The following is a 15,496-nucleotide window of genomic DNA, read 5'->3' as shown; positions in this document are numbered from 1 at the left end:
CGGGCCTGAGCTCTATCTACTACTGGCTGGTCTAGTCAGCCAGTTAGCTAACGCCAGTTAGCTAACGATTACGCACTCGGGAACTCCCCGTGTGCGCCCAGGCGCGCATCGGCGTCGAGGAGCATGGAGATTTCCGCGGCCTTGTCGGCGTCGACGAGGCCGTAGCCGTCGATCATCACCTTGGCGTCGGCGTGCGGCAGGCGGCGGCCGTCGATGACCTCGAAGAGCGGCGCGCGGCCGAGCATGCCGGCCTCGAAGTGCGCGTGGCCTGCGGCCAGGCGTGCCTCGGCGCGCTCGCGCCAGGCGGCGGCATCGGCAGCACCGCGCTGCTGCTTGATGGCCTCTTCGAACACGCCCGGGTGGGCGTAGACAATGAGGGCACCGACGTGGCCGAAGCCCAGCGAGGTGAGTGCCGCGGCCTTGACCGGGCGGCCAGCGGCCCCCAGGTCGAGCGGGGAGCGCAGCCACACGAGGTTCTTCGCCTTCGGCGCGATAAGCGGATCGACGCAGTCCAGGGACACGTTCGCGGGAACGCGGCCGGTGCGGAAGACGTCGATGAGACCGCCGGTCTGGAAGAGCGCGGCACCCGCCTTGGAGTGACCCGTGAGCGTCTTCTGGGAGATGACGAACATCGGCTCATCCGCGTCGCGGCCCACGGCCGGCCACAGGATGGAGTGCAGCTCGGATTCGTTCGGGTCGTTGGCGTTGGTGGAGGTGTCGTGCTTGGACAGGACCGTCACGTCGTTCGGGGTCAGGCCCAGGCCGCGCAGACCCTTGGCCAGCGGGGAGTTCTCGCGGCCACGACCGGCGCCCAGGGCGCCGAGGCCCGGAGCCGGAATGGAGGTGTGGGCGCCGTCGCCGTAGGAAGCGGCGTGGGCGACCACGGCGAGGACCGGAAGGCCCAGGTCCGCGGCGAGCGAGCCACGCACCATGAGAACGGTGCCGCCGCCCTCGCCCTCGAGGAAGCCGCCGCGGCGACGGTCGTTGGCGCGGGAGATGAAGCGGTCATCGATGCCCTTGGCGGTCATCGTGGCCGTTTCTGCGGTGGCGTTCATGTCACCGAAGCCCTGGAGGGATTCGACCTGGACGTCATCGATACCGCCAGCGACCACGAGGTCGGCCTTGCCCAGCGTGATCTTGTCCACGGCCTCCTCGATGGAGACGGCCGCGGTGGCACAGGCACCGATGGGATGAATCATCGAGCCGTAGCCGCCAACGAGGGACTGCATGGTGTGCGCCGCGATGACGTTCGGCAGGGCTTCCTGCAGGATGTCGGACGGACGCTCCTCGCCGAGGAAGCGGGCCACGAAGACCTTGTGGAGGGACTCCATGCCGCCAATTCCGGTGCCCTGCGTCGTGGCAATCTGGCCCGGGTGGATGGATTGGAGCAGCTCCGCGGGTGAGAAGCCCGCCTGCGTGAACGCGTCGACGGCGGTGACGAGGTTCCACACCGCCATGCGGTCGAGCGCGTCGAGCATGTGGTCTGGGATGCCCCACTGAGAAGCGTCGAAGTCGTCCGGTATCTGGGCCGCGACCGTGCGGGTGAGCGTGGCCTTGCGCGGGACCTTGGCGGTCGCACCCTTCAAGCGGGTGACCTCCCACTCGCCGTCGGCCTCGCGGATCTGGGTGAACTCCGGATCCGCCTCGGCGATGTCGTTGGCCTCGGCCTCGGTGGCGACGGTGAATGTGATGTCACGGTCAAGGAAGACCGTGGTGAGGTCGATAGAACCCTGGTCAACGAGGTGGTACTTGTCCGTCAGGGTGCGCACGCCGGCACGGGCGACGACCTCGTCGCGGAAGCGGTCGTAAATCTCTTCCTCGGCGATCTCGGTGCCCTCGGCGTCGAACCAGCCCGGGTGCGGATCCTCGGCCCAGTGGACCAGACCCGTCATCCATGCCAGCTCCAGCACGCCCGCGGCGGTGAGCTCGGCGGAGCCGTCGCGCTGCATGCCAAACTCGGCCTCGAAACGGGTACGGCCGGAGCCCCAGGAGCTCACCTCACCGATACCAGCGATGACGACCATGTCGTCCAGGTCGGTGCTGATGCTGCCGATGCCCTCAAGGCCGCCCGGCTGCACCGGGCTCACCGTGTTGGGCAGGGCCTTAATGACTGGCGTTTCCTCAACCTCCGGCTCGGCGGCCGGAGCCTCAGCCTGGGCCGCGAGCTCCTTGAGGGACACGCCCTCGAGGCCACCGGTGAGGTCGGCTTCGAGCGGGCGCTCGCAAGCTCGCGCCCGGTTTTCAACGGATGCGAGACCCATAATCTCGGAGGAGATTTCCTCCGGCGACCACACGTGGATGCCGGCCTTCTCGGCCGCAGGCACAAGGCCGTCGTTGCCGCCCATGAGGTGCGTGCCCGCGACCCAGCCGATCTTGGCTTGGGCCAGGGTGACGCCAGCGGGCCAACCGGCTTCGGCGTGCCACTTGGCGAGGATGGCGTCGAGCGCGGCCTTGACCTCGCCGTACGCGCCGTCGCCGCCGAACATACCGCGGTTCGGGGAACCCGGCAGCACGATGTGGGTGCGCGCCGCTCCTCCGTCGCGGCGCGACAACTCGGAGAGACCTGCAATGGTGCGCTCGACGGACCAGAGAAGCAGGCGTGCCTGCTGCTCGGTGGACGCACCGGCGTCGGCCAGCGAGCCGGAGACAGACGGTGCGGCGAACGGGAAGGCGAGCGTCGGTGTGAGCGCGGGTTTGAGGATCTTCACCTCGTTGCCCACGGATTCGCGTTGTTCGTTGCCGATCCACTCGATGAGCGCGTCGATGTCGCGGTAGCTCGAGAGGTTGGCCGGAACGAGCCAGAGCGCGGAGCCCGCGGCTCCGTGCGCGGCGTAAAGCTTGCGCGCGAATTCCTTGCGGGCCTGGGAGACGCGAGACGCCGTCATGATGACGGTGGCGCCGCCCTCGAGCAGGCGCTCGACAAGTGCGGTGGCAATCGAGCCCGGCGCCGCGCCGGTGACGAGCGCGACCTCGCCGGCGAATTCGCCCTCGAACTTCGTTTCCGCCTCCTTCGCGATGGCCTTGAGATCGCCCTGGCCGCCGTTGGCCGCCCACCAAGTGGCCTGGGCCGCAATGGTGGCGCCGGTGCCACGGAAGTAGCGCGCCGGGGTGTCGACCTCGCCCAGTGCCACGCGGGTGAGCTGCTCACGCGCGATAGCCCAGGCGTCATCGAAGAGGACGGCCTTGTCCGCGTCGAAGGACGGGGTCACGGACTTGACCCAGCCGGATCCGAGCTCGGCCTCGACGGTGTCGATGACCGTGGTGTCCGGAGCCTCGAAGGCCTCCGGCTCGTCCATGAGACCCAGCTGCGTGAGGACTTGGCGTGCGGCCGTGGCGAGCACGCCGTTTTCGCCGGTGACGGTATCCGCGTAGGCGTCGAGCGCGGCGGAATCGACCACGCCGCCAGCAGCGGAACCGCCGGAGGTGAGCGAAACGCTCACGCCGTTATTCGACGCGACCGCGTGGATGGCGGCGTCGACGAGGTCGTTGGCAGCGGACTTGGAGGTCGCCGCAGACGGAACGGTGCCCAGTGAGCCGCCGCGCACGGAGTCTTCCTCGCGGGAGCCGAGGAGAATCTCAGCCTCGACGTGGGCGGTCCAGGAGGCCGGCAGACCCCACGCGCCGGTGACGCGCTCGCCGACGAAGGCGGGCTTGAGGCCAGCGGCGCCGAGAATCTGGCGCAGGCGTCCCTGCACGGCCTCGCCCAGGACGGAACCGAACGGGGCGTAGCCCGGGGCGGCGGCGGTGACCTTCTCGCGCAGGGATTTCACGTCTGCGTCGGCGGCGCCGTCGATGGCCGGCACGCCCAGCTCCGCAGACATGTCCATGAGCAGCTGGTTACGACGCGAGGACACGCCGTTGGTGAGCTCCTCGATGGTGTCTGAGTTGGTGATCTGGTCGACGCGAATCTTGTTCTGGAACGCGAAGAGCACGTCGATGGCCTGTGCCGGGCCGAAGGGCAGCTCCGGCGCGTCGGCGGCGGAGCCGCCGGCGGAAGGAGCGGGAGCCGGCGCAGCAGCCTGGGGCTCAGGGGCGGCGGGCTCGGGCTCAGCCGAGGGGGCATCGGAAAGCTCAGGCTCCGGGGCCTCCTCGACCCGGGCGGCCTGGACGTCCTGCAGCATGACCTGGTCCTGGTCGCGCTCGACGTTGAAGACGGGCACGTCGACTCCGGCGACGGCCATGGAGCGCTTCGCCATGGTGGCCAGCGTCGGGGAGGCAGCGAGGCCGACCTCGACGATCTGCTCGACGTGGTCGAAGAGGAAGTCCTGCGTCTCGATCCAGCGGACCGGGGAAGCGAACTGCCAAGACAGCAACTCGATGACGAGGAGACGGGCGAGTTTTTGCTCGTCCATGTCCTCGACCTTGAGGCCGTCGAGCTTGCCGGACGGGGCGAGCGGCGCGACCGCGTCGACGAAGTCCTGGGTGAGTTCGAACGGACGGGCCACAAGGTTCGGGATGTAGCGGCCCACGAGCTTCGACAGATCGAATTCCTGCGGGAGCAGCTCGTCGAGCTTCTGAGCGAAGGCCGGAACACCGTCGCGCAGGACGCGGGAGTGGAACGGGACGTCGATGCCCGGGACCATGACGGCGGCGCGCGGCGTGATGGCATTTGCGCGGCGGACCAACTCCTTGAGACCGGCCTTGGTGCCGGCCACAGAGTACTGCTGACCCTTGATGTTGTAGTTGACGATTTCGAGGAATTCGCCGGTCTCTTCGCTGAGCGCGTTGACCCAGGCGTCGACCTCGTCGCCGGAAATGCCCACCATGTTGGGGCGCAGCGCTGCCATGGCGTAGTTGGAGTTACCCTCCGCGTCGCGCTCGACGAGAGAGCCCATGGCGGAGCCGCGGGAGTAGACGATGTCGATAACCCCCTCGAGCTCAAAGATGTTCGCGAGCGAAGCCAAGGCGGTGTACTCGCCGAGGGAGTGGCCGGCGTAGAAACTGGTTGGAGCCAGCGCGTCGTTCTCGCGCAGGCGCTCGGTCTGGGCGTAGGCGACGACGGCGAGGGCCACCTGCGTGAACTGGGTGAGGTGCAACACGCCGTTCGGGTGGCGGAACTCGACGCCCTTGACTTTGACGGTCGTGGGGTTCTCGTCGATGATGCGCTGGATGCTGAAGCCAAGGTTGTCGCGGGTGTGACGGTCCGCGCGACGCCAGATTTCGCGGGCGGCCGGGGACGCGTCGCGGTCGCCGCGACCCATGCCGACGGCCTGGATGCCCTGGCCCGGGTAGACGTAAGCGGTCTTCGGTGCTGCGAGCAGCGCCTGGCCGCGAGAGACGACTTCGCCGCCGATGCGGCAGGTGACCTCGAGCGCGGCGTGGATGCCCTTGCGGCCCACGCGCTCGACGGTGATTTCGACCTCGTCATCGAGCTGGACCATGCCGTACATGGAGTAGGTCCAGCCCACGACCTCGCCGTGGCGCGCGGCGAGGTGCTGCGCGGTGGCCGACAGCCACATGCCGTGGACGAGCGGCGCCTGCAGGTTGACCAGCTGCGCCGCGTTGTAGGAGGTGTGAATGGGGTTGTAGTCGCCGGAGACCAGCGCGAACGGAGTCATGTCGTGCGGCGCGGTGACGGTCTCACGATCCACGAAGGAGCGCGGCGTGGACACCACTGCTCGCGCGGCGTACGCCGCGCCGCCGCCCCACTCCGGAGCCGGGACCGGCATCGCGGTGCCAGTGGCGCGGCCGCGGATGGCGAAGCGCTGCATCTGCGTAGCGACGACGTCCTGGGTGTCATGGTCGCGCAGTTCGAGTTCGACGGTGACGATACGGCCGGAGACGGACTCGTCGATGGCGGTGCACTTGGAGGTGACGTCGATGGTGCGACCATCCGCTAATTCGTCAAGCGGCAGCTTGACGTCGACGACGTGGTCGAGGTGCACCGCGTTGAGCAGGCCCTCGATGACCGGGTAGCCATCGGCGAGCTGGCCGGAGCCGAGCGCGGTGTAAATGGCGGGCCAGCATGGGCCGACCAACACATCCGGCGTTCCTACCGGGGACTCGCCGTCGAGAGCGGCGCCAGTGACGTTGGTGTGGGCCTGCAGCAGGGAAGCCGGCAGGGTGAAAGAGTAGTGCGCGACGCCGAAGGGAGCGTCCTCTGAAACAGAGCCTTCTTCGATGACCGGCATCTTCTCAATGGCGTCGCCCTGTTCGGCGGTGGAGCCGACACCAGCGAGACCCTCGAGGAGCTCGAAGACGGCCTTGGGCAGGCGCTCGTCGGAGACGACCGGGGAACCGCCGGTGGACACGTCCGCCGGGAGGTCGAGCGGTACGGAGACGTGTTCGACGTAGAACGGACGATCGTCGGGCTTCAGGTCGTCCCAGTAGGAGTCCGCGTTGATACGGATTTCCCAGTTGCCGTTCTCGTCCTGAATGAGGTCAAAGGCGTCGTTGTCCATTTCGTAGGCTGGGTTGGCCATGAGGTGGCCGTGCCACTGGATGGTCGGCGCATGGAGGATGTAGTCCTCGGCGGTCTTAGCGGCGTGGAGACGAGCGAAGATCTCTTCCGGTTTGTGTTCGGACGAACGCAGTTCGTCCGTGGCAGCCTTTTCGAAGCGACCGAGCAGGTCAGCGACCGGCTCGTTCTTCTTCGTGATGCCGGCCACGGCGACGGGCCCCGGGATGATGCGGACCTGGTCCGCGGTGTAGCGCTCGTCCTGGGCCTGCCACAGGGTGTCCTTGCCGAACCAGACCTTGAGGTCGCCATCGATGGCGGGGACCCACGGCATGGGTTTTACGTGCTTGTAGTGCAGCGAAATCCACCATGCGGCGTCGCGCGGGGAGACTGTCGTCTCGAAAGCGGACGGGTACGCCGCGAGTAGCTTTGCCGCGGCGGCCGGGGCATCCGCGATCTCCTCGATGGAAGGGAAGAGGGTCTCAATCTCGCCGTGGTCGGCGTCGTTGAGGCGGGCCTCGATGCGGTGAAGAAGGTCGAAGAAGCGGTCGTCCCACGTCGGGTCGACGAAGGGGTGCGCCAGCTCGACGAAGCGGTTCAGCCACTGCGCATACGTCATGGTCTCGACGTCGCCGAAGTAGGGCTTGGACGTCTTGTTCAGCGCCGCGATGATGTCGTCGCGACGGGCGTCGTACTCTTCGAGCGGCAGAGACGTGATGAGACGCGATGCCGCGGCGAAGAAGTTGTCCAGGTCGTGGATGTCCGCGAGCAGGTGGGATTGGGAGGAAGCCACACCGTGAGTGCCGGTGCCGCGGCCAACCCAGCCGCCGTTCGTGTCGTAGCCAATGCCCGGGGTGTTGACGAGGAGTTCCTTGACGGAGTCCGTGGCCTTGGCCTCCTTGGTGGCCATGGCGACGGTGCCGATGAAGACGGCATCGACAGGCATGGCGGGCACATCATATTGGGAAGCCCAGGAGCCGGTGAGGTAGGTCGCGGCGCGCTCCGGGGAGTAGATGCCGCCGCCCACGGCGAGGTAGACGTTGGGGTGCAGGCGGACCTCGGCGTAGGTCTCGAGCAGCATGTCGTCGAGGTTGACCCACGAGTGGTGGCCGCCAGCGTGGCCGTCCTCGACCTGGATGATGATCTGATCCTCCGGGTTCGCGGCGGCGATCTTGAGCACGTCGCGAATCTGCTTCGCGGTGCCCGGCTTGAAAGAGATGAAGGGGAAGCCGTCCTCGTGTAGCTGTGCGAGGAGCTCGGTGGCCTCGTCGACCTCCGGGATACCGGCGGACACACACACGCCGTTGAACGGAGCGCCGGCCGCGCGGGCCTTGGGCACGATGCGGGTCTGGCCGAACTGCAGGTTCCACAGGAAGCGGTCGAAGAACATGGTGTTGAACTGGGCGGTGCGGCCCGGCTTGAGTCTCGACTCCATGACTTCACGGTGCTTGGTGAAGACCTCGTCGGAGTACATGCCGCCACCGGCCATCTCCGTCCAGTAACCGGCGTTGGCGGCCGCGGCGACGATCTCGCCGTCGGCAGAGGTCGGCGTCATGCCGCCAAGCATGATGGGGGACAGGCCCGTGAGATCCGAGAAACGGGTCTGCGTATACTCCTGGCCGTCCGGCAGGCGGACGAGGCGGGGAGCGAAGTCGTCGTAGTTCACCGCTTCCGGCAGGGAGTTGCCCGGCGTGGCCAGCGCGTCACGCTGCGCAGGGGACGCAACCTCGACGACGGCGGCGCCGGAGCCGGCGATAAGGGGAGTGGTGAGGCGAGTGAGGGAGGGATCCAGGGAGAGGAAGTAATCCGCGTCGAGGGCGCGGACCTGTGCGGGCCAATCGTGCGGCTCGACGAGGATGGCGCGGGCCAGCGCATGGTCATTGATGCCGCAGTTCTTCGCCCACTCTTCGGTGAGCTTGGCCGCGTCACGCAGGCAGGTGTGGTGGAAGGGCAGTGCTACCGGCAGCTCGTTGAAGGTCGCGACGAGTTCGTCGCCACCCACCGGACGCTCTTCCAAGTTGTCGTTGAAGGCCTGGGCGGCGGCCTCGAGCGCGGACTGCGTTGCTTGGAGGTCCTCCGGCGCGCCAGCGAGCACGAACGCGCGGCGGCCATTGATGACGGCGATGGCGGCATCGCCCGCGATATTGGCTTCGATGAATTCGCGGGACAGGCCCCGCACAGCCAGCATGTGCGAGCGTGCGTCCGAGCCGCCATGGCTTGCCGATGCCGCCGTCCCCATCAGGATGGCAAGAGTCAGGGCTTCCTGCGGATCCTTGAGCGCGAGCACGCCGAGGGAGCCCTGGGAGTGGCCGGCGGCGAGTTCTGGCTTGAGTCCCAGCTGCTCGAGGTGCTCGATGGCTGCAATCTGGCCGAGGACGATGCCGGGAATGGAGTACGCCGGGAAGACGTCCACCGGCTTGACCGTTGCGTCGCCAGCGAGGAGCTCCTCTAGGCGATCGAAAACGCCCGGGCAGGTCGAGGCGATCTGGCGGGCGATGGGAGCGGCGGTGGCGCGGGCGGCAGTGAGAAGCTCGCGCAAGCGCGTGGCAACGTGCGGGGCCGTGGTGGCCTGGGCAAGCGACGCCTGCCATGCGGAACCCTGGCCTGCGAAGAGGAGGGCGGGGCGCTGCATGGAGTTGAGCGGTGTCAACGACGAAAGCGGCATGTAAGGAAACCTCTGTGATTCTCGGGGATCGTGCGCGATAAAAGGATTGTTAGCAACAACAAACAAATCGCAATTACGCTACCGTAGCCTACTGCTCCGTAACTTTCTAGCTATGACGGCCCAAAACGTGAGGTTTTACTCAACTTTCAGGAAATCTTTAGAAACTTAGTTGTCGTGTGCGCAACCCGACCATGAGGGGTAGACTTAAGGATTCAAGTTAGAAACTGCGCATTTGTGCAGGTTAAAAGTGCTGAAAGGCTTTAGAAATATGGCAAAGATTGGCATCATCCTGGGGTCCATCCGCGAAGGCCGCTCCGGCGAGGCCATCGCGAACTGGGTCAAGGAGATCGCTGACAAGCGCGAGTCCGGCGTCGAGTACGAGCTGCTCGACCTCAAGTCCTTCAACGTCCCGCTGCTCGAGTCCGCCATCGTCCCGGGCATGGCCAACGGTCAGTACGATAACGCCAACGTTCAGGCTTGGGCCGACGCCATCACGTCCTGCGACGGCTTCATCTTCGTCACCCCGGAATACAACCACTCCGTGCCGGGCCCGTTCAAGAACGCCTTCGACTCCATCGCTGAGTGGCAGGGCAAGACCGTCGCCTTCATCGGCTACGGCTTCTCCGGTGGCGTCCGTGCCGTCGAGGCATGGCGCCTAGCCGTCGCGAACTTCTCCATGCACCAGATTCGTGCCCAGGTTGAGGTCAACCTCATCACCGACATGACCGACGGCGAGTTCACCCCGGCCGACTTCAAGTCGGGCCTCGTGGACGGCGTCCTCGCTGAGGTTGAGGCTGCAGTCAAGTAAGCGCCTCCGCTCACCTCTGCATAACCCACCCGTAACTCCCGAAATCTGTCAGATTCTCTGAGTTGTGGGTGGGTTCTGCTGATCCTGGGCACCGTCACTTTTTCTAACGCCCCTGACTCAGTCCTGGGCTGTGACACCTTTGCTCCGGGGCCGTCCGCGAGCTGAAGGCTAGCCCCTCAATGTCGCGCCCAAACCCCACCACAACTCTGGAATCCTGTACACAATTCCGAATTGTGGGTGGGGTTTGGGCGCCGTCAGTTTTCTGACGGTCTTATTTGGGCGGAATCACAGAAAGCGCTCCGCGACGGATCGGCGCCTCAGCTTGCCGAGGGCATCGCGGCCGAGATCGTCGACGCGCACAAAAGATCGCGGCACCTTGTAGCGGGCGAGCATGCTGTGGCACCACGCGCGCAACTCGTCATTGGTGGGCGCGGAATGTGCACCGTCATTTTTAATGACGATGCATGCGACGACGTCTTCGGACCCATCCTCGCGTGCGCGGCCGAGGACGGCGGCATCGGAAAGCGCGGGATGCGCGGTGAGGACGTTCTCGACCTCGGCGGGGTAGACGTTGAACCCGCCGGTAATGATGGTCTCCTTGAGTCGCGCGTGGAGAGTGAGGAAGCCGTCCGCGTCCTGCGTGGCGACGTCGCCCGTGCGTAGCCAGCCGTCCTCGAACGCGGCGCGCGTGGCTTCCTCGTTGTGGAGGTAGCCCGCGAAGACCTGGGGCCCGCGGACGAGGAGTTCGCCGGACTCCGGAGAGATGCGGACCTCGGTATCGGGCATCGGAAGGCCAATGCATCCGGCGCGACGGTGTTCATTGAGGGGATTGCAGGCGACGACGGGTGCGGCCTCGGTGAGCCCGTAGCCTTCGACGAGGATGCCGCCGGTGAGTTCTTCCCATTCGGCGACGGTCGCGGCGGGCAGCGTGGCGGCGCCGGAGATGGCCTGCTTAATGCCGTGTGCCTGCGGCGCCGCGCTAATGACGCGCTGATAGATGGTCGGCACGGCGGGCATCCACGTGGGTGGGTGTGCAGATAGCGCGGAGAGAATGAACTCCATCCGTGGCGCGGGCAACAAGGTGATTGTCGCGCCGGAGAGGATTCCGACGGTGAGTGACATGGTGAGGCCGTAGGAATGGAAGAGCGGCAGGACGGCCAGCGCCTGTGGGTGCTCCTCGGGCAGGCGCCACGCCGCCATCTGGAGGGCATTGGCCGCGAGGTTGCCGTGCGTGAGCATGGCGCCCTTGGGCGTGCCTGTCGTGCCCGAGGTATAGAGGATGAGTGCAACGTCAGTTTTAGTGACGGTGACACGTTCCGGCAGTTCAGTGCCGCGGGAGAGGAACTCATTCCAGTCATCGTCGACGTTGATGACGTGCTCGATCTCATCGAGATCCTGGAAGATGGTCACGGCGGGGCCCGCCGCGATGGCGACACGTGCGCCGTGGTCGGCGACCATGGGGGCGAGCTCATGCGCGGTGAACTGGGGGTTGTGTTCGACTACGGTCGCGCCGAGGCGGAGTACTGCGTAGAAGGCGATGACATGCTCGGGGCGGTTGGGCAGCGCGAGAGCGACGAACGCGCCGGGCTTGACGCCCAGTTGAGCGAGTGCTGCGGCGAGACGATCGATCTCGTGATCCAACGAGGCGTAGGTGACGACCTGGTCTACGTAGCGCAGTGCGATGCGGTCTGGGTGGGTGGCGACGGTCTCGGCGAGCTGGCTTACCAAGGTGGCGTCGCCGTAGTCGAGGGATGCGGGCGTCCACGAACCGTAGAACCGGTGCCAGGGTTGAGTTTCCACGCGTCGCCTTTCTTGTTGTCGGACGAAAGTATCCTAACGCGCGGGCAACCTAGAGCAAGATCTTCAAAGACGATTTCAGATATGGCACATGCCGCGCTATCGTAACCGCTCTTTCCGCGGGAGACGTACCTCGGCACACTCACGCGTCCACTCGCCGGCGACAGGGTTCGGATCATCACCGGCGTGCGTCGCGCGGGTAAGTCCACACTACTTCTCGTTCTTCTCCAGCAGCTTGAGCAAGTCGGCTTGGACCTCGCGGCGGCGGATCTTGCCCAGTTGGTCCTTGGCGAGCTCCTCGAAGTGGTAGAAGGTGCGCGGGACTTTGTAGCGGGTGAGACGCGTGCGGGCGAATTCCTTCATGCCCTCAGGGTCGAGTGCGGCGCCGTCGCGGAGGATGACGCAGGCCACGACGTCCTCGGAGCCATCGTCGCGCGGGCGGCCGACCACGGCGACGTCTGTGACGTCGGGGTGGGCGAGCATGGTTTCTTCGACCTCGGCGGGGTAGACGTTGAAGCCGCCGGTGATGATGATCTCCTTGATGCGGCTCACGAGGCGGATGAAGCCGTCTTCTTCCATGATGCCCATGTCGCCGGTGCGGAACCAGTCGCCGTGGAAGGACTCGGCGGTGGCCTCCGGCTTGTTGAGGTAGCCTGTGAAGACCTGCGGACCGCGGACGAGGACCTCGCCGGGCGTGCCGTCGGGCTGTGTTTCGTCGAGGTTATCGGGGTTGCCGATGCGAATCTCGGTATCCGGGAAAGGCAGGCCGATGTAGCCAGGGCGGCGGTTGCTGTTCATAGGGTTACCGACGATGACGGGTGAGGTCTCGGAGAGGCCATAGCCTTCGACGAGGAGACCGCCGGTGAGCTCTTCCCACTCTTTCACGGTCTCCGTGGGCAGGGCGGCCGCACCGGAGAGCGCATTGCGCACGCCGTGGATGCTGATGTTCTTCTCATGCGCGGTGGCGATGATCTTCGAGTACAGCGTGGGCACACCCGGAATCCAGGTGGGCGTGTGCTTCTTCATGATGTCCATGATGAGATCCATCTTCGGCGCCGGGGTGAGCACGAGCTCGCCGCCGATGGCGACCCCGAGTGCCGCGATGAGCGTCATACCGTAGGCATGGAACATGGGCAGCGCCGCGAGCATGCGTTCGCGGTTCTCGCCCAGGCCAGGCACCCAAGCGACACCCATCTTGGTGTTAGCCACGATATTGCCGTGCGTGAGGATCGCGCCCTTGGGCTTGCCTGTCGTGCCGGAGGTGTAGAGGATGATGGCCGGGTCATCCTTGCTTACGTCCTCGGCGTCGATGAAGGCGTGGCCGTCGCCTCCCATTGCGGGGCTGGCCAGGGTGGACCATGGCACGGTATTCGGGGCGGGCGAGGTGAGCTGTGCGCGCTTCTCCGCAATCGGTGGGAGCGGAATGCGCAGCAACAGCGCCTTCATGCGTGGCATGGCGTCCGTCATGTTCACGGAGACGATGGTTTCCAGCGGCGTGGTCTCGCGCAGTTCCTCGAAGACCTCGGAGCGGTTGTCCCATGCGATAACGACGCGGGCTCCGTGATCGATGAAAAGCTCCTCGAGCTCGCGTGCCGTATAGAGCGGGTTGTGCTCGACCACGACAGCGCCGAGTTTGAGGATGGCGTAGAACGCCGCGATGTGCTGCGGGCAGTTGGGCAGCGCGATGGCTACGCGGTCACCCTTGCGGATACCGAGGGCCTTGAGTCCCGCGGCGGCAGCGCGCACCTGCGCGTCGAGCTCGGCATAGGTCTGCGTGCGGCCGAAGAACCAGGTGGCCGGCCACGTGCCGTGGGCCTCGAGGTTCTCGCGGTAGCTGTCGATGAGCGTGGTGTCGTCGTACTCGAGCGTGTGCGGCGTCCAGTCTGCGTAGTACTGCAGCCAGGCCTTGGACTCATAGGCACCCATACCGATCCCCTTTTATTTCTTAAAGTGAACTATCTATTGCGATTAGTATAGCTATGAAAAAAGCCGCCTTTGCGCATTCGGAGCGCTGGGGCGGCCTATTCGTGCAGACTTAGTCCTACTTCTTTTCGGCTTCGAGGCGCTTGATGAGGTCCTCCTGAACCTCACGGCGGCGGATCTTGCCCATCTGATCCTTGGCCAGGGACTCGAAGTGGTAGAAGGTGCGCGGGACCTTGTAACGGGTGAGGCGTTCACGGCAGAATTCCTTGAGGCCTTCGGGGTCGAGTGCGGCGCCGTCAGCCAGATCGATGCAGGCCACGACGTCCTCGGAACCGTCGGAGCGCGGGCGGCCGACCACGGCGACGTCATCGATGGCCGGGTGGGTGCGCAGGACTTCCTCGACTTCGCCCGGGTAGACGTTGAAGCCGCCGGTGATGATGATTTCCTTGATGCGGCTCACGAGGCGGACGAAGCCATCCTCTTCCATGATGCCGAGGTCGCCGGTGCGGAACCACCCGTCGTGGAAGGCGGCATCGGTAGCCTCAGCATTGTTGAAGTAGCCCTTGAAGACCTGCGGGCCGCGGGCGAGGACCTCGCCCTCCTGGCCGTCCGGCATGGTCTCGTCGAGGTTATCGGGGTTCGCAATGCGGATGTCGGTATCGGGGAAGGGGATGCCCACGTAGCCAGGGCGGCGGTCATCGCTCATGGGGTTGCCCACGATGATCGGCGAGCACTCGGTGAGGCCGTAGCCCTCAACGAGGCGGCCGGCGGTGTACTCCTCCCACTTCTCGACGGTCTGAACCGGCAGAGTAGACGCGCCGGAGAAGGCCGCGCGCACGCCCTTGATCTCCACGGAATCCTTCTCCGCTGCTTCGACGATGCGCTCGTAGAGCGTGGGCACGCCCGGAATCCAGGTGGGGGTGTGCTTCTTCATCAGCCCCATGATGAGCGGGATCTGCGGCTTGGGTAGAAGCACGAGCTCGCCGCCAATGAGTTGAGCGAGGGTCAGGTTCATGGTGAGGCCGTAAGCGTGGAAGAAGGGGAGCGCGGCGAGCATGCGCTCGGGCTGGTCGCCCAGGCCCGGAACCCATGCCTTGCCCTGCAGAATATTGGCGAAGAGGTTGCCATGGCTAAGCTGCGCGCCCTTGGGCTTGCCGGTCGTGCCGGAGGTGTAGAGGATGAGCGCGATGGAGTCCTTGGTGATGGACTCGGGCGACTTCACATCGGAGCCGTCGCCGCCAATGGCGTTGCCGATGAGCGTGTCCCACGGGACGGTATTGGGGGCATCGCCAGTGAGCTGCTCGCGCGTTGACTTGAGGAACGGCGTGCGCAGGGCGAGGCGCTGCACCGTGGGCATGGCGTCGATCATGTTGATGGACACGACCGTCTCCAGCGGGGTGGTGGCGCGCAGCTTCTCCAGCGTGGAGGCCGTCTTATCCCAGGAAATGGCGACGCGGGCGCCGTGATCCTGGAAGAGGCTCTCGAGCTCGTGGGCGGTGTAGAGCGGGTTGTGGAGCACGACCGTGGCGCCCAGCTTGAGGACGGCGTAGAACGCGGCGACGGTCTGCGGGGCGTTGGGGGCGACGATGGCGACGCGGTCGCCCTCGCGGACGCCGAAGGCACGCAGGCCCGCGGCGGCGCGGCGCACCTGACGGTCGAGCTCCGTGTAGGTCTGGGTCTTACCGAAGAAGTAGGTGGCCGGCTTGTCCGCATTGATGGCCAGGTTGTTGTCGTAGATGTCCAACAGCGTTGTGTCGCCGTAGTCGAGGGTATGCGGCGTCCACTCGGGGTAGTACTGGAGCCAGGCTTTGGACTCATAAGCCGACATAAAATGACCTTTCGGTTGCGTAGGTTCTAGCGACCACCCAGTATAACGCGCACGCTCGGCGGACTCGCGGCGCTAGGA

General features: G+C 65.9%; 5 protein-coding genes. 1 reads left to right on the top strand and 4 read right to left on the bottom strand.

All coding sequences use genetic code 11. From position 1 onward, the window contains the following. Positions 1 to 68 precede the first annotated feature (68 nt). Complete coding sequence (locus HMPREF3227_RS02290) at positions 69 to 9,062, bottom strand: type I polyketide synthase (protein WP_066509853.1); 8,994 nt, start codon at positions 9,060 to 9,062, stop codon at positions 69 to 71. Positions 9,063 to 9,330: 268 nt separating this feature from the next. On the opposite strand from HMPREF3227_RS02290, the gene HMPREF3227_RS02285 reads away from it, so the two are divergent. Next, complete coding sequence (locus HMPREF3227_RS02285; RefSeq protein WP_066509850.1) at positions 9,331 to 9,870, top strand: NADPH-dependent FMN reductase; 540 nt, start codon at positions 9,331 to 9,333, stop codon at positions 9,868 to 9,870. Positions 9,871 to 10,155: 285 nt separating this feature from the next. On the opposite strand, the gene HMPREF3227_RS02280 is transcribed toward HMPREF3227_RS02285, so the two are convergent. The 3 genes from HMPREF3227_RS02280 to HMPREF3227_RS02270 all read right to left on the bottom strand — a co-directional run bounded on the left by HMPREF3227_RS02280 (position 10,156) and on the right by HMPREF3227_RS02270 (position 15,418). Further along, positions 10,156 to 11,670: an AMP-binding protein gene (locus HMPREF3227_RS02280; protein ID WP_066509848.1), complete on the bottom strand. Its 1,515-nt coding sequence runs from the start codon at positions 11,668 to 11,670 to the stop codon at positions 10,156 to 10,158. Positions 11,671 to 11,877: 207 nt separating this feature from the next. Further along, on the bottom strand, positions 11,878 to 13,593 hold the full coding sequence (locus HMPREF3227_RS02275) for a long-chain-fatty-acid--CoA ligase (protein WP_066509846.1): 1,716 nt from the start codon (positions 13,591 to 13,593) through the stop codon (positions 11,878 to 11,880). Positions 13,594 to 13,708: 115 nt separating this feature from the next. Beyond that, the gene (locus tag HMPREF3227_RS02270) at positions 13,709 to 15,418 is read right to left on the bottom strand and encodes a long-chain-fatty-acid--CoA ligase (RefSeq protein ID WP_066489616.1); all 1,710 of its coding nucleotides are present in this window, start codon (positions 15,416 to 15,418) and stop codon (positions 13,709 to 13,711) included. Between the last annotated feature and the right edge of the window lie 78 nt (positions 15,419 to 15,496).

Source organism: Corynebacterium sp. CMW7794 (genome assembly GCF_001563605.1).
Lineage (GTDB): Bacteria > Actinomycetota > Actinomycetes > Mycobacteriales > Mycobacteriaceae > Corynebacterium > Corynebacterium phoceense.
This window is presented reverse-complemented; position numbering and strand designations above follow the sequence as displayed.

Bases quoted from the DNA above. Each gene is read 5' to 3' on its own strand.
- HMPREF3227_RS02290 (WP_066509853.1), bottom strand. From the start codon at position 9,062: ATGCCGCTTTCGTCGTTGACACCGCTCAACTCCATGCAGCGCCCCGCC.
- HMPREF3227_RS02285 (WP_066509850.1), top strand. From the start codon at position 9,331: ATGGCAAAGATTGGCATCATCCTGGGGTCCATCCGCGAAGGCCGCTCC.
- HMPREF3227_RS02275 (WP_066509846.1), bottom strand. From the start codon at position 13,593: ATGGGTGCCTATGAGTCCAAGGCCTGGCTGCAGTACTACGCAGACTGG.
- HMPREF3227_RS02270 (WP_066489616.1), bottom strand. From the start codon at position 15,418: ATGTCGGCTTATGAGTCCAAAGCCTGGCTCCAGTACTACCCCGAGTGG.